This is a genomic window from Vibrio sp. RC586, from assembly GCF_000176715.1.
In the GTDB taxonomy this organism is placed as follows: domain Bacteria; phylum Pseudomonadota; class Gammaproteobacteria; order Enterobacterales; family Vibrionaceae; genus Vibrio.
Genome location: NZ_ADBD01000007.1, coordinates 638,869 through 663,914 on the forward strand (window position 1 = coordinate 638,869; position 25,046 = coordinate 663,914).

A 25,046-nucleotide genomic window follows, 5' to 3' on the forward strand; every position below is an offset into this window, starting at 1 on the left:
GACAAAAATGCGTGAGGATTAAAGCACAGAAAATGCCAACTGTAGACAAAAAACTGGTTGTACCTATTCTCGCTCTTCGACTACAGCACAATATTGTTTATTTTTGAGTCAATTACTACCCATTAGTTCAAATTATCTGGTAAGAAAAGTGGTCCAATTGGCATTTCTGGTAATCCAAATTGAGCAGGGTAATCCACATCAACCAGATAAAGTCCTTCGGCTTTTGCTGTCGCGGCAGCTAAAGTGCGATTCTTCTGCTCAAGTAACCACTGGATCCACTCAGGCTTTTGTTCACCTCGACCAACGGCAATCAAACTACCGGTGATATTTCTTACCATGTGGTGCACAAACGCATTAGCTTTAAGATCAATCACCACATAACGACCGTGACGCGTCACATTTAGGTGCATGACGTTGCGCCAAGGACTTCGTGATTGGCAATGCACCGCGCGAAATGAGGTGAAGTCATTTTCCCCGAGCAAGTATTGTCCGGCTTGCTGCATTTTTTCGACATCTAACTCGCCGTGATAATGACTAACACCAGAATTCAAAATGCCAGGACGGTAAACATGGTTGTAGATGACATAGCGATAACGTCTGGCTGTAGCACTGAATCGTGCATGAAAATCATCAGGAACCGCGGTTGCCCAGCGTACAGCAATGTCTTTTGGTAAATTAGCGTTTGCCCCCATGGTCCACGCCACCATCTGCCGTTCAGCGGTAGTATCAAAATGTACTACTTGCCCTGTACCATGAACGCCAGCATCGGTTCGTCCTGCACACTGAACTTCAACGGGATGGTTGGCTATTTTACTCAGCGCCTTTTCTAACGCTTCTTGGACACTTTTGACTTCTCTCTGGCGCTGCCAACCGTAGTAGTGAGTCCCGTCATACTCAATACCTAACGCAATTCTCATGCTGTTTGTCTCAATAAAAATGGGGGCGGGAAGTATAAACAGTTTGCCAATAAATTTCTAATCACCAGAAAAGCAAAAGGCAGCTAAGCTGCCTTTTAAAGAGTGATTATACTCGCCCATTAAGAACATCGATTAGCCGTTTGGCTTGTTGGCGAATCTCATCATCTCCGTCAACAATCGCCTCTTCGAGCAGTTTAATTGCGCCTTTCTCATCGTTCATTTCGATATAAATTTTCGCAAGATCCAACTTACCCGCAGCTTCTGCACCACTATCTACATCAATATCTCGAATGTCGCCAATCACATCAGGGAATTCATCCAAACCCACATCCAGTTTCAGTTCTTCCTCATCAGGATTTAAGCTCTGCTCTTCCGATTCAACCTGAGCCATTAACTCATCAATCGTCATGTAGCCATCACGCTGCGGATCGAAGTCTAGTAAATCTTCTTGCGATCCCCAGTTTTCAGATTTAGCTTCCGGTTCTGGTGTTTCGCTAGCCCAAATCGCTTGTTCATCTTCCGGTACTTCATCAGGTAACTGAGCTTGCTGATCTGGGGTTAAGTGGAAACCGTTCCAATCCTCACCGCCCATCTGCAACATGGCATCAATATCCATGCCTGCACTGTCAATGGTTTTCGCATCTAATGGACGATCAAAACTAAAAGGCTTTTCGCCATCAGGATTTTCACTAAGCCAATCATGTAATGCTTCTTCATCATAGCCTTGTTTTTGCGTGACTTGAGCCGTCTCGGTTGGCTGTGGTGTGGTCACTATCTGAGCGTCTTCGGATTCATCGGCATTAGCTGATTCATTCAATGCAGTGAAGTCTTGTTCAGCTTCTGCTGCTAAATCTGATTCATGATCAGCAGCTGCTACTGGCTCTTGAATCGCATCGGCTAATGCATCCTCTTCGGTGTACTCCGGTAAGTCGAGCTCATCAAGAGCGGTGAACGACTCTTCATTGTCTTGCTCAAGATTCGTTGCTAGCTCAGGCTCTGCTACTGGCTCTTGAATCGCATCGGCTAATGCGTCCTCTTCGGTGTACTCCGGTAAGTCGAGCTCATCAAGAGCTGTGAACGACTCTTCATTGTCTTGCTCAAGATTCGTTGCTAGCTCAGGCTCTGCTACTGGCTCTTGAATCGCATCGGCTAATGCATCTGCTTCGGTGTACTCCGGTAAGTCGAGCTCATCAAGAGCGGTGAACGACTCTTCATTGTCTTGCTCAAGATTCGTTGCTAGCTCAGGCTCTGCTACTGGCTCTTGAATCGCATCGGCTAATGCGTCCTCTTCGGTGTACTCCGGTAAGTCGAGCTCATCAAGAGCTGTGAACGACTCTTCATTGTCTTGCTCAAGATTCGTTGCTAGCTCAGGCTCTGCAACTGGCTCTTGAATCGCATCGGCTAATGCATCCTCTTCGGTGTACTCCGGTAAGTCGAGCTCATCAAGAGCTGTGAACGACTCTTCATTGTCTTGCTCAAGATTCGTTGCTAGCTCAGGCTCTGCTACTGGCTCTTGAATCGCATCGGCTAATGCGTCCTCTTCGGTATACTCCGGTAAGTCGAGCTCATCAAGAGCTGTGAACGACTCTTCATTGTCTTGCTCAAGATTCGTTGCTAGCTCAGGCTCTGCAACTGGCTCTTGAATCGCATCGGCTAATGCATCCTCTTCGGTGTACTCCGGTAAGTCGAGCTCATCAAGAGCTGTGAACGACTCTTCATTGTCTTGCTCAAGATTCGTTGCTAGCTCAGGCTCTGCTACTGGCTCTTGAATCGCATCGGCTAATGCGTCCTCTTCGGTGTACTCCGGTAAGTCGAGCTCATCAAGAGCTGTGAACGACTCTTCATTGTCTTGCTCAAGATTCGTTGCTAGCTCAGGCTCAGGTGCCTCAACACTCATCTCTGTTGCCGACTCATCAAACAGATCGTCATCCACAAGAGTGGCGGGATCTACGGACTCTTCCCGCATGGCAACTTTAGCAGCGAGAGGCTCTGACTCAGATTCAATTTGAGAGTCAATCAGTGGCTCTTTGGCAGACGGTTGTTCGAGTGTAGCAAGAGTTGCTTCATCATCTTCAGACTGTACCTCATCCAACTCTAACTCATTATCAGCTAGATTTTTTGCAACATCCGCTTCCTGTGTACCTTCTTCTTCGAAGACCCAATCATCGTCTTGGGGAATACCGAATTCATTGGCTGGTAAAGTTTGCTTAAGAGGGATTTCCTCCTCAATACCGCCTTCAATCTCTGGATTGAAATCAAAATCATCGGATTGTGTAAATGATTCATTCTCGTCCAGTTGAGGCTCGAGTAAAGGATCTTTAGCCGGTGCTGAGTTCAGTAGGTCATCGATAAATGTGTCACTATTAAACTCATCTTCCGCGGCCAACTCTTGCTGCTCTTGCTCGGCCTGTTGTTCAATCTCAAGGAGTTCATCGAACAACTCTGTACCATCTTCAACACTGAGCTTTTCCGGAGAAACAGCAAATTCGGTTGCTTTGATCGAGTCATCATCCAGATCAAAATCATCCAGTAACTCATCCAGAAGCTCTGTGCTTTCTTCCGTAATATTCTGTTCTACCGATTCTTCGATGAGCTCTGGCTCCCCCAGAACTTCATCCAGAAGTTGCGTGCTATCTAGCTCTAATTCGATCGGTGTATCTTCGAGTTGAGTCAGTGTGGATCCTAACCCTAGCTCATCGATGTCAGGGGTCTCAATATCATCAAGTAGCTCTTCAAGAAGTTCGGTACTATCTTCAGCAACTAAGTTATCCACATCATCGATCATTTCATCCAATAACGCAGTTTCATCAACCGCTGTCGCCTCTAGATGTTCAAGGTCGGCTTGTTCTTCAATAGAGGCAAATAAATTATCGAGTTCTTGGCCATCAGCGACTCCTGCGCCACTTAAGTCAAACTCATCAGCACTGCCTTCATTGAGCAAGTCAAGCTCATCATTCAGTAGGGTATCTAGCGTTTCGGTATCTTGTAACGTTGGATCTTCATCTAAAGCGTCCAATTCGCTGGCCAGTAAGTCATCAAGGAGTGATTGATCCACTTTGCCATCATCAAGCAGTTCATTGTTCTCCTCTCCAGCCAGTAGAGCCTCAATGTCATCCTCGGACATTTGGTCTTCATCTGCGAGATCAAATGAGGCAAGATCATCACTCTCAACTTGCTCAGTCACATCATTCAGCGCTCGCTCCATTTCCTCTAGCCCAAGCGCTTTGTCCTCACTATTGACTGAGATACCGTTGGAACTTTCACCCAAAGCATCAAATTCAGTATCCAGATCACCATCATCATCAATCCCAACAAACAGATCTTCGCTGTCTTGCCCATCGAGATTAAAATCGAGATCCGTTTCATTAAGGTCAGCAAATACATCGTCATCGGAGAATGCTTTCTCTGGCTCAGCTTCTTCTTTCTCGTCCGTGGTGCTGAACAGGTCATCATCCAATAGCAGATCATCACCAATATCATCAGTCTGGTCTGGACCGAAAGCCATTGGCGCAGAAGCAGCTTGATCAGATACCACATTGGACTGATTCATATCCTGTTGCTGTGTTGCTGAACGACGATTCAAAAGTAAGAGCAGCACAATGGCAATTAATAACCCAGGGATCAACGCCAGTAGAGCAACTAGCCATCCATTGGAGAGCAAGTTATCCATGGCTGATGGCGCAAGACGCTGCGCTTCTTCTGCTTTACGGCGTTCTTCCTCTAACAGTTTTTCAACTTCACTGCGGATTCGGTTTTCATCCCCTAACTCTTGCTTAAGCGTGCTGACTTCTGACTGCACTTGAGAAAGCATGACTCGTAATGTGTGGTTCTTTTCTTCCAAAGCCATCACTTCTTTATCCGTAGATGGACTTGGCTTGATCGTGTTTACTACTTCTGGCGTTGCTTTAGGCTCTACTTTCGGGGGTAGTGACTCTTCAGCGTTGGCTGGTGGAGCAACTTCCGTTTTAGCGACTTGAGTAGGTCGTGCGGGTACTGGTGTCGTGACAACGGGTGTTTGGTTTAATTTTGCTTGGTGAGCAGCCATGATATTGACCGCTTCTTGATTGCTGTTACGACTAATTTGCGCTAACGATGGTATGCGTAATGTACTTCCCGGAATAAGGGTATGGATATTCTGATTTTCAAACGCTTGAGGGTTGAGTTGATAAATCGCCAACAAGGTTTGCTGTACCGTCACTCTTGGTGATGGTCTTAACTGACTGGCAATCGACCATAACGTCTGACTCGAGGTTGTTGGACCGAAAAACGTTCCCGGTTCATCACTGACCTGATTACGGACAATATTATCGCTGTATTGAGGCGTAGGTTGTACTTGGCCATCAGGACCAACAAGACGAATGCTTTCTGCACTGACGAAAGAAATCTGAGTCACGACTATTACTGCCACTGGCAGCAGAAGTCGTTGGAAAAATCGACGCATAAAAGGCTCAGTATGTGCTTTGAATTATGAAGTACGGAGATTGGTTAAATATATCGGATCCATCCGGCAAAACTATAGACTGGCTGGCAAAAAATGTGTCACGGCCGGAATAATCGCAGCAATCTCACACAAATTTCATTCCTAGCGTGAAGCAAGCACGCTTTCACTCCGCGAAAAACAAAGCCAGCACTATGGCTGGCTTTCTCAATGACGCTCAATCTCAACTTATTCTTCGTCGATTTTTGCCCAACTATCGCGCAGACCGACAGTGCGGTTAAACACTAAGGCTTGTGGCGTAGAATCTTTGCTATCCGCACAGAAGTAACCCATACGCTCAAATTGGTAGCCAGATTCAACTTGTGCATTCACCAAGCTTGGTTCAACGTAACCTTGCACTTTCACTAATGATTCAGGGTTGATCGTTTCTGCAAAGTTATCTGCTGCACCAGGGTTTGGCACTGTGAACAATCGCTCATAGAGACGGAATTCAGCTGGAATCCCTTTCTCTGCCGATACCCAGTGAATCACACCTTTGACTTTACGACCATCCGCTGGGTTTTTACCTAAGGTTTCAGGATCATACGAGCAGAAAATAGTGGTGATATTGCCTTGCTCATCTTTCTCAATACGCTCAGCTTTGACGACATAGGCACCACGCAGACGTACTTCTTTACCTAATACAAGGCGTTTGTACTTTTTATTTGCTTCTTCACGGAAGTCTTCACGCTCAATCCACAATTCACGGGTAAATGGCACTTCACGCTCACCCATCTCTGGCTTATTAGGGTGGTTAGCGATCGTCAACGTTTCTAACGTATCCGCTGCGAAATTTTCAATCACGACTTTAACAGGATCAAGCACTGCCATCGCACGTGGTGCGTTCTCATTTAGGTCATCACGAATACAGGATTCTAGTGCGCTAAACTCAATCATGTTTTCTTGCTTAGTCACGCCAATGCGCTTACAAAACTCACGAATTGCACTTGGAGTAAAACCACGGCGACGCAAGCCAGAAATCGTTGGCATACGAGGGTCGTCCCAACCATTAACGAGTTTTTCAGTCACGAGTTGGTTCAATTTACGCTTCGACATAACCGTATATTCTAGATTTAAACGGCTAAATTCGTACTGACGTGGATGACATGGAATCGTAATGTTATCCAATACCCAATCGTACAAGCGACGATTGTCTTGGAACTCTAAAGTACAGATAGAGTGAGTAATACCCTCTAGCGCGTCCGAAATACAGTGAGTGAAATCGTACATCGGGTAGATGCACCATTTGTCACCGGTTTGGTGATGCTCGGCAAAACGAACACGGTACAAAACAGGATCGCGCATTACGATAAACGAGGATGCCATATCAATTTTCGCACGGAGACAGGCTTTACCTTCTTCAAACTCGCCAGCTCGCATTTTTTCAAACAGTGCCAAGTTCTCTTCTACGCTACGATCACGGTATGGGCTGTGTTTACCGGCCTCAGTCAAAGTACCGCGGTACTCGCGGATCTGTTCTGGTGTTAATTCATCCACATACGCTAAACCCTTTTTAATGAGTTCAACGGCATACTCATACAACTTATCAAAATAGTCTGATGAGTAACACACATCACCTGACCACTCGAAACCAAGCCAAGTCACATCTTTTTTGATCGACTCAACGTATTCAAGGTTTTCTTTTTCTGGGTTTGTATCATCAAAACGCAGATTGCACTGCCCTTGATAATCCTGAGCAATACCAAAATTCAGACAGATTGACTTGGCGTGACCGATGTGCAGGTAGCCGTTCGGCTCCGGCGGGAAACGAGTATGCACGGTCGTGTGTTTACCATCCGCAAGATCTTTATCGATAATTTGGCGGATGAAGTTCGATGGACGAGCCTCAGCTTCACTCATCTATAGCACCTCAAAATTCATTTAGTATTGTCAGAAAGCGTTTCTGCATCTTAAGCCGTAAAGGCTAGAAAACAGAAAATATTGCCGCTAATCATCCACAATTCTTGCGTTTGGCACAATAAAAAGTATGGATTTCTTGCGATTATTTCTATGGTTCGGTGGTTATATCGCCAGTTCTAAATAAAAAGCCCTCGCTTTCGCGAAGGCTTTAATTTGTGGCTAGGGTTAGAGAGCTATTAAGGCAGTTTTACGCCTGATAGATCTTCTTTCGGGCTGATGGCTTTCATTTCGCCAGCCACGATTTCCGCTAGAGGCCCAAGGATAACTTGTAAGTTATTCTCACCCAGTTTAACTACGCCCTTAGCACCAAGTTTTTTCAGAACCACTTCGTCAGCAACAGAACGGTCTTTCAGAGTCAGACGTAGACGAGTGATACATGCATCAATAGAAGTCAGGTTATCGTGACCACCCAGTGCTTTCAGGTATTGGCGAGCCAAGTCACCTTTCACCGCATCACCTGAGTCAGTCTCAGTTGCTACATCTTCATCTTCACGACCTGGTGACTTCAGGTTGAATGCACGGATCGCGAAAGAGAATGTGAAGAAGTACAGAGCGAAGAACGCCAAACCAATTACGAACAGAGTTACAGGTTTCGTTGCCAGGCCCCAGTTCAGAGCGAAGTCGATTAGACCTGCTGAGAAACCGAAACCGTGTAGCGTGCCAAACATGTTAGCCACAACCAGTGACAGACCAGTAAATACCGCATGCATTGCATACAGAGCTGGAGCTAGGAATACAAACATGAACTCTAGAGGTTCAGTGATACCGGTTAGGAATGAACAGAACGCTACTGAGAACAGAGCTCCACCAACTTGGTGACGACGCTCAGCTGGAGCTGCAAGGTACATAGCAAGTGCAGCACCTGGAAGACCGAACATCATTACTGGGAAGAAGCCGTTCATGAATACCCCAGCACTCTTATCGCCACCGAAGAAACGATGTAGGTCGCCAGACTTAACGACTTCAGTCACTTCTTTAACCATTGCGGTAATTTCAGGAGTTACAGCATTCTTGAATGCGAATGTATGTTCTTGACCCACGACGAGAGTTTTCGCTAGCGCAGGATCCACACACAGTTTTTCAAGTGCAGGCAAAGCTTGACCAGCAGCTTGAGCACCAGAAACTAGGATCTCTTGACAAGTACCCATACCGAACCAGAAGTAAGAGTTCAGAACATGGTGCAGACCAACAGGGATCAGTGCGCGGTTAAGAGTACCGTAAACAAATTGACCAAGAGCACCAGAAGTTGATACAGCGTGTGCCAGAGCGTCTAAACCGCCTTGAATTGAAGGCCAAACCACACCAGAAATCGCACCAGCAACCAGAGCAAATAGACCAGCCATGATTGGTACTAAACGCTTACCAGCAAAGAATGCTAGCCATTCTGGCAGACGTGTGGTGTGGAATGCGTTGTAAGCATGACCTGCGATGATACCTGCGAAGATACCGCCGAAGAAAGACATGTTGATTGATGCATCGATCGTTTTAGCGGTTGCAGTCAAAACGAAATAAGCTACCGCGCCCGCAAGACCTGCAGCACCAGAACCATCTTTCGATAGACCAATCGCAATACCTAAACCAAACAGTAGTGGCAGTTGGCTAAAAATTGCATCGCCCGCTGCTGCCATGAATGGAATGCCTAACAGATCGGGTTGACCCAAACGTAGTAAAAGCGCTGCAACAGGTAATGTTGCGATAGGTAGCATCAATGCTTTACCTAACTTTTGCGCATATCCAAGAATATTCACCTTAAGTTCCCCCTATAGGATTTTTGTATAATATCGGGAGACTTTTTTTAGTCGCCCAATTTAGTCCAAGTCAGTTTATGATATTAATTTTGCTCCGCAAATTAAAACCTTACCATTTGTGATCCTAATCACCTACTCTCCCAATAACGAAATGATTTTGCTAGCCACGTCATAAAACTTATTTTATGATGTAAAAAAACATCTTTTGAGCGTTAATATCACACTGTTTGTTGGTCAAACGACCATCGTGTTACACTGCTGAACACAACATTCCTGACCTAGATAACTAGGTTAGATACCTAAAATGGTGGAATACCAAAGAACTTATTTTTAGCCGCAGTTACTGCGACCTATTGCCCAAAAGATAATTCGCGACCTGATTGAAGTAAAACAGCTAAGTGAAACTACCCTAAACTGTGTTGCACACCTTATTGAGTCGCTAAAATGAATCTAAGAATATCGATATGAGGATTAGCTGATTATGTATGCGCTAACAAACTGTAAAATCTATACTGGCAATGATGTGCTTGTGAAACATGCTGTTATCATCAATGATGATAAAATTGAAGCGATTTGCTCAGCCGACTCTCTGTCATCAGACATCAACATTGTTGACCTTAACGGCGCAAACCTCAGCCCAGGTTTTATCGATTTACAACTCAATGGTTGTGGTGGGGTAATGTTCAACGATGAAATTACCGCGAACACCATCGATATCATGCATAAAGCCAATTTGAAATCTGGCTGCACTAGTTTCTTACCTACGCTCATCACATCATCTGATGAAAATATGCGTCAAGCCATTGCTGCGGCTCGCGAATACCAAAGCCAATATCCTAATCAATCACTAGGTCTGCATCTTGAAGGTCCCTATCTCAACGTGATGAAAAAAGGGATCCATAGCGTTGACTTCATCCGTCCTTCCGATGACGAAATGATTGAGATCATGTGCGCAAACCGCGATGTGATTGCAAAAGTCACTCTTGCACCAGAGAACAATAAACCAGAACACATCGAAAAATTGGTAGAAGCAGGCATCGTGGTATCGATTGGTCACACCAATGCCACTTATGCAGAAGCACGCCAGAGCTTTGAATCCGGTATCTCTTTTGCCACGCATTTATTCAATGCTATGACACCAATGGTAGGTCGTGAACCAGGTGTTGTTGGTGCCATTTATGACACGCCTGATGTCTATGCGGGAATCATCGCCGATGGCTTCCATGTCGACTATGCGAACATTCGAATCGCACATAAACTAAAGGGTGAAAAGCTCGTATTAGTGACCGATGCCACAGCTCCTGCAGGTGCCGAAATGGATCACTTTATTTTTGTCGGTAAGAAAGTATATTACAGAGATGGCAAATGTGTTGATGAAAACGGCACGCTTGGCGGTTCAGCCCTAACGATGATTGAAGCAGTTCAAAATACGGTTGAACATGTCGGTATCGCTTTAGATGAAGCTCTGCGAATGGCTACTTTGTACCCAGCCAAAGCAATCGGTGTTGATAATAAACTAGGTCGTATCAAGAAAGGTATGATCGCCAACCTGACTGTTTTTGATCGTGACTTCAACGTTAAAGCGACGGTAGTTAACGGACAATACGAGCAGAACTAATAATGAATGGCGGACAAATTGGTAACGTAGATTTAGTTAAACAGCTAAACAGTGCGGCGGTTTACCGCTTGATTGACCAACAAGGGCCAATCAGTCGAATTCAAGTCGCCGATGTCAGCCAACTAGCACCCGCTAGTGTTACCAAAATTACCCGCCAACTGCTTGAACGTGGTTTGATCAAAGAGGTGGCTCAGCAGGCCTCTACTGGCGGTCGGCGAGCTATTTCGCTGACCACCGAGGTCAAACCTTTCCATTCAATCGCAGTTCGAGTCGGCCGCGATTACATCCAACTAAGCCTCTATGACCTAGGTGGAAACTCATTGATTGATGAACATCACGAGTTTCACTACAACACGCAAGAGGTGTTGACTTCTAGCCTCATCAAGCAAATTAGGCAATTTATTCAAAAACATACATATCTTATCGATCAATTGATCGCTATAGGTATCGCTCTACCAGGGTTAGTCAACCCAGAAACGGGGGTTGTTGAATACATGCCAAATGTAGCGATAAGCGAATTACCTCTCGGCGCAACTATTCGCGAAGAATTTCATGTTGAATGCTTCGTTGGTAACGATGTACGTGGTATTGCTCTCGCAGAACATTACTTTGGCGCAAGCCAAGATTGCCAAGATTCTATTTTAGTCAGTGTCCATCGCGGTACTGGCGCAGGAATTATCGTTAATGGGCAAGTGTTCCTCGGTTACAACCGTAACGTGGGTGAGATTGGTCATATTCAAATCGATCCGCTCGGCGAGCAGTGCCAATGTGGAAATTTTGGTTGTTTAGAAACCGTAGCTACCAACCCTGCGATCATTTCACGAGTTAAAAAGCTGATTGCTCAAGGTTATGAATCTTCTCTCTCTAACCTTGCTTCAATTTCGATTGATGATGTCTGTGAGCATGCTAATGCAGGCGATGAACTCGCCAAACAAGCTCTCGTCCGAGTGGGGAATCAGTTAGGTAAAGCAATTGCTATCACCGTAAACTTGTTCAACCCGCAAAAGATTGTCATTGCGGGGCAGATCACCGCCGCCAAAGAGATCGTATTCCCCGCGATTCAACGCAACGTAGAAAATCAGTCACTGAAAACATTTCACCAACATTTGCCGATTGTCTCTTCACAAGTATACAAACAACCGACCATGGGAGCGTTTGCTATGATCAAACGCGCAATGTTAAATGGGGTTCTGTTACAAAAATTGCTTGAAGACTAAGCATTTTATTTAAGTTTACGCAACTGATTGACCTATAATGGCGGTGGTATTTCGGTACCACCGTTTTTTTTATTATTAAATTAAGAACATAACTCATGGATTTGATACTTCTCTCTGCTGCATTTTTAGCGGGTTTTATCGCGCTAAAATGCCATTTGCCGCCACTGGTTGGTTTTTTGATTGCGGGTTTTGCTCTAAACGCTTATGGATTTAGCAGCAATGACACCATTTCTCTGCTCGCAGACTTAGGTGTCACACTACTTCTATTTACTATCGGATTAAAGCTTGAAGTCAAAACGCTACTCGCCAAAGAAATCTGGGTAGGCTCTACGATACACAACATTCTATCTACAGCCCTATTTACTCTTTTATTGCTCATTTTCAAACAATTAGGTCTTGATAGCCTTGCCGACCTTTCTATTGATAAACTCATTCTAATCGGTTTTGCTCTTTCCTTCTCCAGTACGGTGTTTGCGGTTAAATCACTACAAGAAAAGGGAGAAATGAACGCGACCTATGGCACCTTAGCCATCGGCATTCTAGTCATGCAAGATATTTTCGCCGTTGTTTTTCTCACCGCATCAACCGGAAAACTACCAGAATGGTATGCCATAGGCTTATTTGTCCTGCCGTTATTGCGCCCACTGTTTTATGAGTTACTCGACAGGGTTGGCCATGGTGAAATGCTCGTTTTGTTTGGTATCTTCTTTGCATTAGTTGTGGGGGCTGGCTCATTCCAATTAGTCGGAATGAAACCAGATTTAGGCGCTCTGATCTTGGGGATGATGCTAGCCAGTCATCACAAAGCCTCAGAGCTATCTAAAGCGCTGTTTAATCTCAAAGAGCTATTCTTAGTTTGCTTTTTCTTAAATATCGGCCTTTCAGCACAACCCACTGTAACTGGGATTATGCTTGCTCTGCTCTTACTACTATTGTTACCCATTAAAGGCATCCTCTATTTCTGGGTTATCCATCAATTCCATTTCCGTGTGCGCACTTCGCTACTTACTTCACTCTCCCTGTTTAATTTTAGTGAGTTTGGACTCATCGTCGGTGGACTTGCCTTCAAAATGGGGTGGATCAATAGTGACATCCTGGTTGCACTTGCGGTTTCTGTTCCTCTTTCTTTTATCTTGGCTGCCCCTATTGAACGTAAAGGACATGCCATTTACCAACGCTCAGCTAAATGGCTTAAAGAACAAGCCGCAGAATCATTGCACACCCGAGATCGCTTAATTGATCCCGGTGACGCTCAAGTGCTGATCTTAGGAATGGGAAGGATTGGGCTAGGCGCTTACGAAGAGTTAAGACATCGTCACGGCGATATTTGTCTTGGGGTAGAAATACGTGAAGATGCGGCATTTAGCCACCGTGAAGACGGGCGCAATGTAATATCCGGCGATGCCACTGACCCTGATTTTTGGGAACGAATCTTAGATACGGGTAAAGTAAAACTCGTTTTGATGGCAATGCCTCATCACCAAGCGAATCAAATCGCCCTTGAGCAACTGCAAAAACGCAATTACCAAGGACAGATTGCCGCCATTGCTGAGTATCCCGATCAAATTGACAGCTTAATTGAGCATGGAGCACACGCGGCATTCAATATCTACAGTGAGGCGGGTACTGGTTTTGCACGCCATGTATGCGAACAACTAAAACCGAATTTTACTCATCGCTAAAAAATAGGGCGAATTTCGCCCTATCGCTTCTTTTCCATCTTTTTTTAAAAATTATTCACAAAAAACCAATCTATAATAGAAAATATCCAATCAATTTCTTTTTATTTAAAATAAAACATAAGTAAGGGTTGAAGTTTTTAATCAGAATGGCAAATTAAGTCCAACAGATTAAAAAACATTTAAAAGGAATTCATATGTGCTCAATCTTTGGCATCTTAGACATTAAAACAGATGCAGCCTCGTTAAGACCTGTAGCCCTAGAAATGTCGAAAAAACTGCGCCACCGTGGTCCCGACTGGTCAGGCATTTATGCTTCGGATAAAGCTATTTTGGCACATGAGCGCCTCGCGATTGTTGGCTTGAATAGTGGCGCACAGCCACTTTACAGTCCAGATCGCAAGCTGATCCTTGCGGTAAACGGCGAAATCTATAACCACAAAGAGATCCGTGAGCGTTATCAGGGCCAATATGAATTCCAAACTGACTCAGATTGTGAAGTTATCCTCGCGCTCTATCGGGACAAAGGCGTAGATCTCCTTGAAGAACTCAACGGTATTTTTGCGTTTGTACTGTATGACGAAGAGAAAGATGAATATCTTATTGGTCGAGATCATATCGGGATCATCCCTCTTTATCAGGGACATGATGAACACGGTAACTTCTACGTTGCTTCAGAGATGAAAGCCCTCGTTCCAGTGTGTAAAAACTTAAGTGAGTTTCCTCCAGGTAGCTATTTTAGTTCCAAAGATCAGACTGCAACACGCTACTATATACGCGACTGGAACAGTTATGATGAAGTAAAAGGCAATCTCAGCAGCAAAGAAGAACTCACTCAGGCATTGGAAGCAGCTGTAAAGCGCCAACTCATGACCGACGTACCTTATGGTGTGCTACTGTCTGGTGGGCTTGATTCTTCAATCACTTCAGCTATTGCTAAACGTTACGCCGCGTTGCGCATTGAAGATGATGAGAAAACAGCAGCATGGTGGCCACAGCTACACTCTTTCGCTATCGGCTTAGAAGGGGCTCCCGATCTCAAAGCAGCTCGTGAAGTGGCGGAGAAGATAGGCACAGTTCATCATGAGATGACTTACACTATTCAAGAGGGACTTGATGCGATTCGTGACGTGATCTACCACATCGAAACGTATGATGTCACTACGATTCGAGCTTCGACACCTATGTTTTTGATGGGCCGTAAAATTAAAGCTATGGGCATAAAAATGGTCCTTTCTGGTGAGGGTGCTGACGAAATTTTTGGTGGCTATCTCTACTTCCATAAAGCACCAAACGCAAAAGAATTTCATGAGGAAACAGTACGCAAACTGTTGGCCTTAAACCTATTTGATTGCGCTCGAGCTAACAAATCACTTGCGGCATGGGGCGTTGAAGGGCGCGTACCTTTCCTAGATAAAGAATTCATTGATGTTGCAATGCGCCTTAACCCTGCCGATAAAATGTGTGGCAATAGTAAGATGGAAAAACACATTCTGCGTGAATGCTTTGAGCACTATTTGCCTGAATCAATCGCATGGCGTCAAAAAGAGCAGTTTTCTGACGGTGTTGGCTATGGTTGGATTGATACACTGAAAGCAACAGCAGAAGCGAAAGTCACCGATCAACAGATGGCAACCGCTAAATTCCGTTTCCCTTACAATACGCCGAGTACGAAAGAGGGCTATGTCTATCGTGAAATTTTTGAAGAGCTGTTCCCGTTAGAATCAGCTGCACGTTGTGTACCTGGCGGCCCTTCTGTAGCCTGCTCTTCCGCGAAAGCGATTGAGTGGGATGAATCATTCAAAAACTGTATCGACCCCTCTGGTCGCGCGGTAAAAGCGGTGCATAAACAAGCTTACTAATGTCGTTTAGAGGCCAGTTTCATCTTCTAACATAAATGAAAAAGCCAGAGTTTATCATCACTCTGGCTTTTCGTTTTATTGAGAACACAAGGTTATAACACGATACAAGGTTTTGGTTTTACGCTTAAGTGATTTCCCAATCGGTATTTTCTATGCTCATAGAGACTTGTTGACTGATCATTTTCACCAACATGATCGAGCGTGTATCCCCATCCGGCTCCTGATAAATCGCCTCAATACCAGCAAACTGTCCTCTTGCCACTCGAACCACTTGCCCTTTTTCAGGAAGTTGTTTACTTACCCCTTTCAATTGCTGGCAATCGAGTTGCTTCAATTGAAAAATCAAATCGCCTTGTAATTCCCTTGGATGTGGGCCCAAGCGAACAAAATCCACCACACCACGCGTTGAACGCACGGTGGTAAAAGAAGGGCCTGTTTCAAAATCAAAGCGGACAAACATATAAGAAGGAAACAGGGGTTCCTTAACCATCTGCCGCTTTCCGCGTAAAATTTTTTCAACGCACACTTCGGGGTAAAAACACTCTACACTCTGATTTTCCAAGTGCATTTTCGCGCGCTGTTGCTCGCCGCGTTTACAATAAAGTAAATACCAACGTTTCATTTTTTATCTTTTTTGCCAACCTTTTTGGCATGCTACCACACCCACCTCTCAAATATGAAATCCCTACACAAAGAGGTTAAAGGGAGACATACGCACTTCTTATGAAGAAATTTGCAAACCAACCATTCTGTAACCTCAAAATATCAAAACCTTGTCACCAACATTTCATCAATGAAACAACCACATCAAGCGAAAATTATTGACATCAAAAATCAATAAAACGACCTAAGCACGAAAAAACCTAGCAAGACTTTTTTGTGAAAAATTAGTTTTCGCATCAAAAATCACCAAACCAAAGCCATAAGAATCATTACTTTTCATTAAGTTACATATAGAAACAACTCAATTACAAAAGCATTAGCTGTTGCTTAGCATTTATTTTGCATGTATAGCTAACAGCCGAATAAAAAGCTCTCATGGAAGAGTTGAATAAAAATAATGTTTGGCAGAAAACTACCAAACAAACAATTTCTACATTTGCAAGACACAATGATATAGGAACGCGTATGTCCAACCTAAATATCTTCAAACAACCCAATGCCTTCTATTTGATCTTTTCTATCGAATTTTGGGAACGATTTGGCTTCTATGGTATGCAAGCCATTCTGACCGTCTATATGGTCAAAATTATGGGGATGGATGAATCTGCGTCCTTCGTGCTGTTCGGGGCTTTTTCTGCTTTAGTCTACGGGTTTGTCGCGATTGGTGGCTGGATCGGCGATAAGGTCATTGGTACCAAACGAGCCATCACTCTTGGTGCTATTGTTATGATGATTGGGTATATTTTACTTGGACTTTCTACCGCGAAGCACCCACTAGTCGGTCCTACGTTAATTTATGTAGCGATGGGCTTTATTACCGTTGGAAACGGCTTGTTTAAAGCTAATCCCTCGAGCCTGCTTGCTAAGATCTACCCAGAGAATGATCCCCGTTTAGATGGCGCTTTTACCATGTACTACATGGCGATCAATTTAGGCTCCTTCTTCTCAATGATCATTACACCAATTGTAGCGGTGAAATTGGGCTATGGTATGGCATTCGGGGTCAGTGCAGTTGGACTAGCCATTACAGTAGTGAACTTCCTGTTCTGCCAGCGCATGCTGAAAAGAACAGGGTCTCCGGCCGATCTTGCTCCAGTGAACAAACTGTACTTAGTTCTCGTGGCATTAGGATCCGTAGTGGCGAGTTTGGCATGTAGTTACCTATTGCAGAATCTTAGTTTGGCACATGGCATTTTAGTGGTTGCAGGCCTGTTTATTTTAAGTTGCTATTTCAAAGAAGCGTTCAAGATTTCAGGTATTGAACGCGCCAAAATGCTAGTTGCTTTCATTCTTATGCTGCAAGGCGTAGTGTTCTTTGTACTTTATTTCCAAATGCCAACATCACTGAACTTCTTCGCCATTAATAACGTTGAACACCATATCTTTGGGTTTGAGGTTGCACCTGAGCAATTTCAGGCTCTAAACCCATTTTGGATCATGATCGCGAGCCCTATTCTGGCTGCAACTTACGGAAAGCTAGGCGATAAATTGGCAATGCCATTTAAATTCGCGTTCGGTATGGCTTTATGCGCCCTCTCATTCTTAGTACTAAGTTGGGGAACACTGTTTGCTAACGAACAAGGTATCATCAGCTCAAACTGGTTGATCGCAAGTTACGCTTTCCAATCAATTGGCGAACTTCTGGTATCAGGGCTTGGTTTAGCTATGGTGGCACAACTCGTACCACAGCGCATGATGGGGTTTGCGATGGGCATGTGGTTCCTTACCTCCGCTTCTGCGGCCGTGATCGCAGGTTGGGTGGCGAGCCTCACCTCGACCCCTGCAGATGTGACTGGAGCTACCGAATCATTACACATCTACGGTGATGTCTTTGCCCAAATCGGTTACGTTACCGCAGGAATTGCCATGGTGACCTTCATGATTGCACCAAAGCTCACTCGGATCTGCCGCGGTGAATCGGAACAGTTAGAATTAGCCGCTCAGTAAAACTTTCAATAGAAAACAGCGCCTAATTAGGCGCTGTTTTTGTTTCCTCAGCTCATAGGGCTTGATAAGGCTTAATCAACTCAGCCATTAAGGCAACATGGTTTGGGCTGTCATTCAAACATGGGATGTAGTGAAAGCTCTCTCCACCACTATGCAAGAAGATTTCTTGGTTCTGCTCTGCGATCTCTTCTAGAGTCTCTAAACAATCCACCGAAAATGCTGGGCAAATAACATCTAGCTTTTTCACACCTTTGCTCGGCAATGCTTCCATGGTTTTATCCGTATAGGGTTGCAGCCACTCTTCCTTACCAAACTGTGACTGATAACTCATTACTACTCTCTCTGCGGGTAACCCAAGTGCTTCAGCAAGCAATTGAGTTGTCCTTTGGCAATGCTCAGGATAAATATCACCATTTTGCGCATAGCGCTTTGGAATACCGTGGTAAGAACAAAGCAGCATATCGCCCTGCCCATACTTCTGCCATGAAGCTCGAACACTCTCTGCAAGAGCTTCGATATAAAGTGGGTGATTGTGGTAGTCACGAATGAAATGCAGCTCTGGCACTACAGGTAATGGGTTAAATGCCTTTGCTAATCCGTCAAACACCGCAGCAGTCGTGGTTGCAGAATATTGAGGATACAGTGGCAACACAACAATTTGCTCAACACCTTGTTGCTGAAGTTGTCTAACTCCATCGAGTAAGCTAGGTTCACCATAGGTCATTCCAAGCTCAACAGGCAGTTGAGTGAGCTCAGCGAGCTTTTCCCTTTGACGGAGAGAGTAAACCATAAGTGGCGAACCTTCTTCCATCCAGATCGACTGATACAACTTTGCTACTTTAGGCGAACGAGTGGGCAAAATGATGCCATGCAATAAAGGACACCATAACCAACGGCTCATATCCACCACTCGCTGATCATGAAGAAATTGGCTCAGAAAGGCTTTAACTGCTTGTGGAGTGGGCGCTTGAGGCGTACCTAAATTGGACAGCAAAACACCAAGTTTTTTATGATTATTCATGGCTTCCTTCAAAATGCATTTTACAAAGTGTTATACGTCTATTTCAGGGAAAAAGTTTATAAAAAAAGCGGCGTTAATGCCGCTTCTTTTCACCTATCAGTGCAATCAGAACATCAGGATGACAATTATGCCAACGCTTTAGCGATGTCAGCACTCACTTCGCTTACTTGCTTAGTGCCATCAAACTTCAGATATTGTGTTTTGCCTGCTGCTGCTTCGTTACCGTAGTACTCGATAAGCGGAGCAGTTTGGGTGTGATAAACATTTAGACGAGCACGTACCGTCTCTTCTTTATCATCTTCACGGATCACTAGCTCCTCACCAGTCACATCGTCTTTGCCTTCAACTTTAGGCGGGTTGTAAACAACGTGGTAAGTACGGCCTGAAGGTAGATGAACACGACGACCCGCCATACGCTCAACAATCACATCATCCGCAACGTCAAACTCAATCACGTAGTCAACATTGATACCCATTTCTTTCAGGCCATCAGCTTGTGGAATAGTGCGAGGGAAACCATCTAATAGGAAACCTTTCTCACAATCAGCCTGAGCGATACGCTCTTTGATCAGACCTAAAATGATGTCATCCGATACCAATTGTCCTGCATCGATCACGGCTTTTGCTTGCTTACCGAGCTCAGTGCCCGCTTTGATGGCTGCACGCAGCATGTCACCGGTAGAAATTTGTGGAATACCAAATTTTTCCATGATGAATTGAGCTTGTGTGCCTTTACCTGCACCCGGAGCACCGAGAAGAATGATGCGCATGTTTTATCCTCATACTAATTGATTTTTATACCGAAGCTCACTGCGCTTGCAAAAACTCACGGTAAGTTTCGGTATAACAGACAGAATAGCCCGCTAAACGAGCTGGCGTGCAAAAATACACGCGTTGATGACCACATTCAAGTGCCTAATGCTACCACAGAAATCGTTTGGCATACTGCCCTAAGACTAAAGAATGTGATTCGAGGTTCAGCATAACAACGCTTAGGTTGTTTCAACTAAGAAAGTGTTATCTTGCGATGAAAAAGCCCGCCGAAGCGGGCTTAGTGACTTAGGATAATCGACAAAAGTCTACTGCGCTGGTGTTAACAGTTGGTTAACCGCACTCAAGAATTGTGATGGATCTTCCATTGAACCACGCTCAGCGAGCATCGCTTGACCCAACAACACTTCAACCCAACGGTCAAAGATTTGCTCATCGGCTTCATCGGCCATGCGTTTAACCAGAGCATGTTCTGGGTTGATCTCGAGGATGTATTTCACCTCTGGCGCAGGTTGTCCTGCTGCTGCTAGCAGCTTAGCCATTTGAGTACCCATTTCATAGTCGTCAGTAACCACAACCGCAGGTGTGTTAGCCAGTTTGAAGGTGGTGCGCACCTCTTTCACTCGGCTACCGAGGTATTCTTTCACACGTTCAACAACAGACTTGAATTGCTCTTCTGTTTCTTTGTGTTTCTCTTTTTCGGTTTCATCTTCGAATTGGCTGAGATCAAGCCCTGCTTTAGTGATAGATTGGAATGTCTTGCCATCAAATTCTGTCAGGTAGTTCATTAACCACTCATCGATGCGATCAAACATCAGAATGACTTCAATACCTTTGGATTTGAATTGCTCTAAGTGCGGGCTGTTTTTCGCAGCGGTGTAGCTGTCAGCGGTCAGGTAGTAAATCTTATCCTGCCCTTCTTTCATGCGTTCGATGTAAGAAGCAAGGCTGATCGTCTGCTCTGCTGAATCCACATGAGTAGATGCAAAACGCAGCAAGCTAGCAATTTTTTCTCGGTTAGCGAAATCTTCAGCAGGACCTTCCTTCATTACCAAGCCAAATTCTTTCCAGAATTTTTGGTAGCTTTCAGCATCATTGCTTGCCATACGCTCAAGCATAGTAAGTACACGCTTAGTACAAGCTTGGCGCAATGACTGAGTGATCTTGTTATCTTGCAGAATTTCACGTGACACGTTCAGTGGCAGGTCATTAGAATCAATCAAACCACGCACAAAACGTAGGTATGAAGGCATAAACTGAGCCGCATCATCCATAATGAACACGCGCTGCACATAGAGTTTTAAACCATGTTTATGTTCACGGTTAAACAGATCCCAAGGCGCTTTAGAAGGGATATACAACAAGCTGGTGTAATCGTTCTTACCTTCTACCTTGTTGTGGCTCCAAACCAGTGGGTCAGCAAAATCGTGCGACACATGTTTGTAGAACTCTTTGTACTCTTCTTCAGAAACCTCTGATTTAGCACGAGTCCACAATGCTTGAGCCTTGTTGATTTGCTCCCACTTCATCTCTTCAGTGGCTTTGCCTTCTTCATCAAGCTCTGCAGTTTGAATATAAACAGGAATACCGATGTGATCAGAGTATTTGGAGATCACATCTCTTAAACGCCATTCAGATAGGAATTCTTTCCCCTCTTCACGAAGATGTAAAATGATATCCGTTCCGCGAGACTCTTTATTGCTGGTTTCGACGGTATACTCACCTTCGCCTTTTGAATACCACTGAACGGCGTCAGAAGGAGCTGAACCAGCAGCACGAGTACGAACGGTCACCGCATCCGCCACGATAAATGCCGAGTAGAAACCCACACCGAATTGACCGATCAATTGCGAACTTTTGGACTGCTCTTGGGAAAGTTTTGAGAAAAACTCAGCAGTGCCAGATTTAGCGATAGTACCAAGATTCTCGATAACATCTTCACGGCTCATACCAATACCGTTATCCGAGATGGTCAGAGTGTTGTTCTCTTGGTCAAACGAGAGTTTTACCCCTAATTCAGCATCTCCCTGATAGAGTTCAGGATTAGAAAGTGCTTGAAAACGTAACTTATCAGCGGCATCAGATGCATTCGAAATCAGCTCGCGCAGAAAAATTTCTTTGTTGGAGTACAAAGAGTGAATCATCAGGTGCAGCAGTTGTTTAACTTCAGATTGAAAACCACGGGTTTCTTTATTGGTGGTCGCTGTTTCGCTCATAATCGCTCCATTTACTTCTGTTTCAAACTATTGATCCATCGAGATTCAATGGAATTACCTTGATGTGCAAGTGAGATATGGACAAAAAATGTAAATTCAAGGTCAAAAGTCATAAAAACACTGTTTTTTGATCGAGATTGGATTATTCTAACCCGATATTTTTATCAAAGAAGATAAAAAACCAGTAAAGTCTAAGTGTTTTGACAGGGAGATGCTGGAAATAAGATGTTCAGATTAGGACATAACTCAAAAGAAGATATCGATGAGTAATATCGCTACTAAATTCATTCTTGCTGATAGATTTACCTTTGATCCCTTAAGCAATTCTTTGATTGAAAAAGAGAATAGTGAGGAGATCGTTCGCTTAGGCAGTAACGAAAATCGAATCCTTTGGCTACTCGCCCAGCGACCAAATGAAGTCATTTCACGTAATGAACTGCATGATTTTGTTTGGAGAGAACAAGGGTTCGAAGTTGATGATTCAAGTTTAACCCAGGCTATCTCAACATTGCGTAAGATGCTTAAAGATTCCACCAAGTATCCAGAATATGTCAAAACGGTACCTAAGCGTGGCTATCAACTGATTGCTAGAGTCGAAACCGTTGAAGAAGAGGTCACGCGCGAGACTGATACAGAAAGTGTAAGCCAGCAAAACGCTGAGCTTGAGTTTTCCGAATCAAACAGCGTAGCCTCCCCCTTAGGTAGCATCAATGAGCCATCTGTAGCCCAAACGGCAACCAAGAAATCTCAGCAAGACTGGGGATCTCGGCTCATTATTTTGATCGCCATGTTAATCCCATTAGCGGTACTGCTATTGACCAATCCTAGTGAATCAAAATTTAAACCACTGACAGAAGTGGATGGAGTTGTCGTTAAGATGCCTATCAACCATCCCGATATCACTACTTGGTTACCGTCTATTGAGTTGTGCATAAAGAAATATAATGAAAAGCACCATGGAGAATTGAAGCCGCAAGAAGTCATTGCAACCGGTGGACAAAATAACCAACTGACGCTCAATTACATTCACAACCCAGGAGTGTCAGGTGAAAATATTAGTTTACGCATCGTGGCCAATCCCACGGATGCCGTAAAGGTGTGTGAGTAGGATTTTTCTATGCAAAATAGACATGTCGCCTTAGGTATTTTACTGTTTTCTCTCCTATTTAGCGGATGGTTATATTGGGGGAGCGATTTAAAACTTGAGCAAGTGTTGGTTTCTCGCGAATGGCAGTCAAAGATGGTCTCTCTAATCAAGACCAACAGCAACAACCCCGCAATGGGGCCTTTGAGTAGGGTCGATGTAACTTCGAATATGAAGTACCTGCCTAATAGAACTTATGTTCGTGTTTCTACCGTCAAACTCTACTCAGATGGCATCAAAGCGGAAAGTACAATCAATATTTCGGAATCTGGCGAATGGGACATCAGTGATAATTACCTGCTCCTTACTCCGACGCAGTTCAAAGATATCTCCTCAAATCAAAGCAAAGATTTTACTGATGAACAATTACAGCTTATTACTCAGTTGTTCAAAATGGATGCTCAGCAGAGCCGCCGAGTGGATATTGTTAACGAGAAAACCATCCTATTTACTAGCCTAAATCATGGTTCCACCGTGCTATTCAGTAACCCATAGACGCCTACTAAATGACTTGGCGTTGCAAGCAAGCTCATCCTTATGGGCTTAAAACAAACTATGTAATGTGGTGAACGAACATAGAGAACATCACTGCCGCTTCAAGTAGAAAGGGTTAGCGCCATTCTCGGGGTGAGACGTTGCGTAATACAAGGGAAGTTTCATGGACAAAGCAAAAATCGACATTTACTACTGCCGCCAATGCAATTGGATGCTGCGCGCAGCTTGGCTAAGTCAAGAATTACTACACACCTTTAGTGAAGAAATCGCTTACGTTGCAATGCACCCCGATACTGGTGGACGGTTTGAGATTATTTGTAATGGCGTACAAATTTGGGAGCGTAAGAAAGAAGGCGGTTTTCCTGAAGCCAAGGTACTAAAACAGCGAGTACGAGATTTAATCGACCCTGAACGCAATCTCGGCCATACCGACCGCCCCTCTTTAGCGCCACCAAATGGATCCTAAAGCAGCCGAAAGTTTATGGCTGCTTTAACGTCAAAAAATGCCGAAAGCCAATTAGCTTAAAACGCAGCTCGCTACAATTTCGCCGTCCACTGATATTACTTGCATCACACCTTCGGTCAGCACTCCATAACTCGGGCGGAAATTGCCTCGCGGAAACGTCATCGAACCGGGATTAGCAATCCAAATATCACCCACTCGCTCAGCAATTGGAATATGTGTATGCCCATGTACTAACATATCCCCTTTATTCAGTAGCGGCAGTTTCTCCCCATGGTAAAGATGTCCATGCGTCAGAAATAAACGCTGTCCAGACTCTAACAGCACCCAAGCATAATCACTCATGAGTGGAAAATGCAGCAACATTTGATCCACTTCACTATCACAGTTACCGCGCACGGCAATAATCCGTTTAGCAAATTGATTTAACCGCTCAGCCACCGCCACTGGGTTATACCCATCCGGAATAGGATTTCGTGGTCCATGATTTAAAACATCACCCAACAAAATTAAGTATTGAGCACCTGATGCTTCAAATAATGTAAGTGCTTGTTCTGTAGCAGGTAAAGAACCATGCAAATCAGAAATAAAAAACAGTTTCATGGCAACCCTCACAATATTAACTTGCTAATTGTAAGGTTTTCATCCTTGTGATGCACTTGCTGAATTGCAACATTACTCGGCTATCATCTCCAATAACCTATATCTCGTGATTCAAATTCAAACCAATTACTCAGGCCAAGATCGCAGCCAAGTCACAGATCGCTTCAAATCAGAAATCGAGAAGCCTAATATGCAATCCAAAGTGCCACTATCGGTAAGTGATTTTTAACGTCATTCAACTTTGCAACAACTAGTCGATGGCGTATGTGCAAATTCCCATCAATA

Annotated in this window: 16 protein-coding genes and 2 pseudogenes; 9 read left to right on the plus strand and 9 right to left on the minus strand. The window is 44.3% G+C overall.

Going from position 1 to position 25,046, the window contains the following annotated elements; translation table 11 throughout:
• Positions 1–122: 122 nt before the first annotated feature.
• The 4 genes from truA to nagE form a co-directional block, all read right to left on the minus strand.
• Positions 123–917, minus strand: coding sequence for a tRNA pseudouridine(38-40) synthase TruA (truA, locus tag VOA_RS11330; protein WP_001216998.1), 795 nt, complete (start codon positions 915–917; stop codon positions 123–125).
• Between the two features lie 106 nt (positions 918–1,023).
• Positions 1,024–5,358, minus strand: coding sequence for a FimV/HubP family polar landmark protein (locus VOA_RS11325; protein ID WP_001251091.1), 4,335 nt, complete (start codon positions 5,356–5,358; stop codon positions 1,024–1,026).
• Between the two features lie 225 nt (positions 5,359–5,583).
• On the minus strand, positions 5,584–7,254 hold the full coding sequence (gene glnS, locus VOA_RS11320; RefSeq protein WP_001287124.1) for a glutamine--tRNA ligase: 1,671 nt from the start codon (positions 7,252–7,254) through the stop codon (positions 5,584–5,586).
• A 236-nt stretch (positions 7,255–7,490) separates the two neighbouring features.
• Positions 7,491–9,062, minus strand: a complete 1,572-nt coding sequence (gene nagE, locus VOA_RS11315) for an N-acetylglucosamine-specific PTS transporter subunit IIBC (protein WP_001023167.1) — start codon at positions 9,060–9,062, stop codon at positions 7,491–7,493.
• A 481-nt stretch (positions 9,063–9,543) separates the two neighbouring features.
• Between nagE and nagA the strand changes: the two genes are divergently transcribed.
• The 4 genes from nagA to asnB all read left to right on the plus strand — a co-directional run bounded on the left by nagA (position 9,544) and on the right by asnB (position 15,438).
• Positions 9,544–10,680 (plus strand): N-acetylglucosamine-6-phosphate deacetylase, encoded by a 1,137-nt coding sequence (gene nagA / locus VOA_RS11310; protein WP_000271130.1) that lies wholly within the window; start codon positions 9,544–9,546, stop codon positions 10,678–10,680.
• Between the two features lie 2 nt (positions 10,681–10,682).
• The gene (gene nagC, locus VOA_RS11305; RefSeq protein WP_001013126.1) at positions 10,683–11,897 is read left to right on the plus strand and encodes a DNA-binding transcriptional regulator NagC; all 1,215 of its coding nucleotides are present in this window, start codon (positions 10,683–10,685) and stop codon (positions 11,895–11,897) included.
• Between the two features lie 95 nt (positions 11,898–11,992).
• On the plus strand, positions 11,993–13,579 hold the full coding sequence (locus VOA_RS11300) for a cation:proton antiporter family protein (protein WP_000364237.1): 1,587 nt from the start codon (positions 11,993–11,995) through the stop codon (positions 13,577–13,579).
• 194 nt (positions 13,580–13,773) lie between these two features.
• A complete protein-coding gene (gene asnB, locus VOA_RS11295) occupies positions 13,774–15,438 on the plus strand; it encodes an asparagine synthase B (RefSeq protein ID WP_000337012.1) in 1,665 nt (554 codons plus the stop codon).
• A 124-nt stretch (positions 15,439–15,562) separates the two neighbouring features.
• Here the strand turns inward: asnB and rfaH are convergent, their stop codons facing one another.
• The gene (rfaH, locus tag VOA_RS11290; protein WP_000833003.1) at positions 15,563–16,060 is read right to left on the minus strand and encodes a transcription/translation regulatory transformer protein RfaH; all 498 of its coding nucleotides are present in this window, start codon (positions 16,058–16,060) and stop codon (positions 15,563–15,565) included.
• 416 nt (positions 16,061–16,476) lie between these two features.
• Here rfaH and dtpA point away from each other — a divergent pair, with 416 nt between their 5' ends.
• Positions 16,477–18,048, plus strand: a complete 1,572-nt coding sequence (gene dtpA / locus VOA_RS11285; protein WP_083806438.1) for a dipeptide/tripeptide permease DtpA — start codon at positions 16,477–16,479, stop codon at positions 18,046–18,048.
• 52 nt (positions 18,049–18,100) lie between these two features.
• On the opposite strand, the gene hemH is transcribed toward dtpA, so the two are convergent.
• The 3 genes from hemH to htpG all read right to left on the minus strand — a co-directional run bounded on the left by hemH (position 18,101) and on the right by htpG (position 22,056).
• Positions 18,101–19,069, minus strand: coding sequence for a ferrochelatase (hemH, locus tag VOA_RS11280; RefSeq protein ID WP_001059274.1), 969 nt, complete (start codon positions 19,067–19,069; stop codon positions 18,101–18,103).
• A 125-nt stretch (positions 19,070–19,194) separates the two neighbouring features.
• Positions 19,195–19,839 carry an adenylate kinase gene (gene adk, locus VOA_RS11275; protein WP_001220227.1) on the minus strand — a complete coding sequence of 215 codons (645 nt, stop codon included), beginning with the start codon at positions 19,837–19,839 and terminating at the stop codon, positions 19,195–19,197.
• A gap of 309 nt (positions 19,840–20,148) precedes the next feature.
• Positions 20,149–22,056, minus strand: a complete 1,908-nt coding sequence (gene htpG, locus VOA_RS11270; protein WP_000004782.1) for a molecular chaperone HtpG — start codon at positions 22,054–22,056, stop codon at positions 20,149–20,151.
• 262 nt (positions 22,057–22,318) lie between these two features.
• Here htpG and VOA_RS20480 point away from each other — a divergent pair.
• The 4 genes and pseudogenes from VOA_RS20480 to VOA_RS11260 form a co-directional block, all read left to right on the plus strand.
• Positions 22,319–22,751 (plus strand): annotated as a pseudogene (locus VOA_RS20480) (winged helix-turn-helix domain-containing protein); the annotation flags it as partial.
• Between the two features lie 65 nt (positions 22,752–22,816).
• A pseudogene (locus VOA_RS20485) lies at positions 22,817–23,164 on the plus strand (transcriptional regulator); the annotation flags it as partial.
• A gap of 9 nt (positions 23,165–23,173) precedes the next feature.
• Positions 23,174–23,695 (plus strand): regulatory protein ToxS, encoded by a 522-nt coding sequence (locus tag VOA_RS11265; RefSeq protein ID WP_001181148.1) that lies wholly within the window; start codon positions 23,174–23,176, stop codon positions 23,693–23,695.
• A 163-nt stretch (positions 23,696–23,858) separates the two neighbouring features.
• Complete coding sequence (locus VOA_RS11260; RefSeq protein ID WP_000356387.1) at positions 23,859–24,161, plus strand: SelT/SelW/SelH family protein; 303 nt, start codon at positions 23,859–23,861, stop codon at positions 24,159–24,161.
• A 51-nt stretch (positions 24,162–24,212) separates the two neighbouring features.
• On the opposite strand, the gene yfcE is transcribed toward VOA_RS11260, so the two are convergent.
• Complete coding sequence (yfcE, locus tag VOA_RS11255; protein ID WP_000764924.1) at positions 24,213–24,761, minus strand: phosphodiesterase; 549 nt, start codon at positions 24,759–24,761, stop codon at positions 24,213–24,215.
• Positions 24,762–25,046 lie beyond the last annotated feature (285 nt).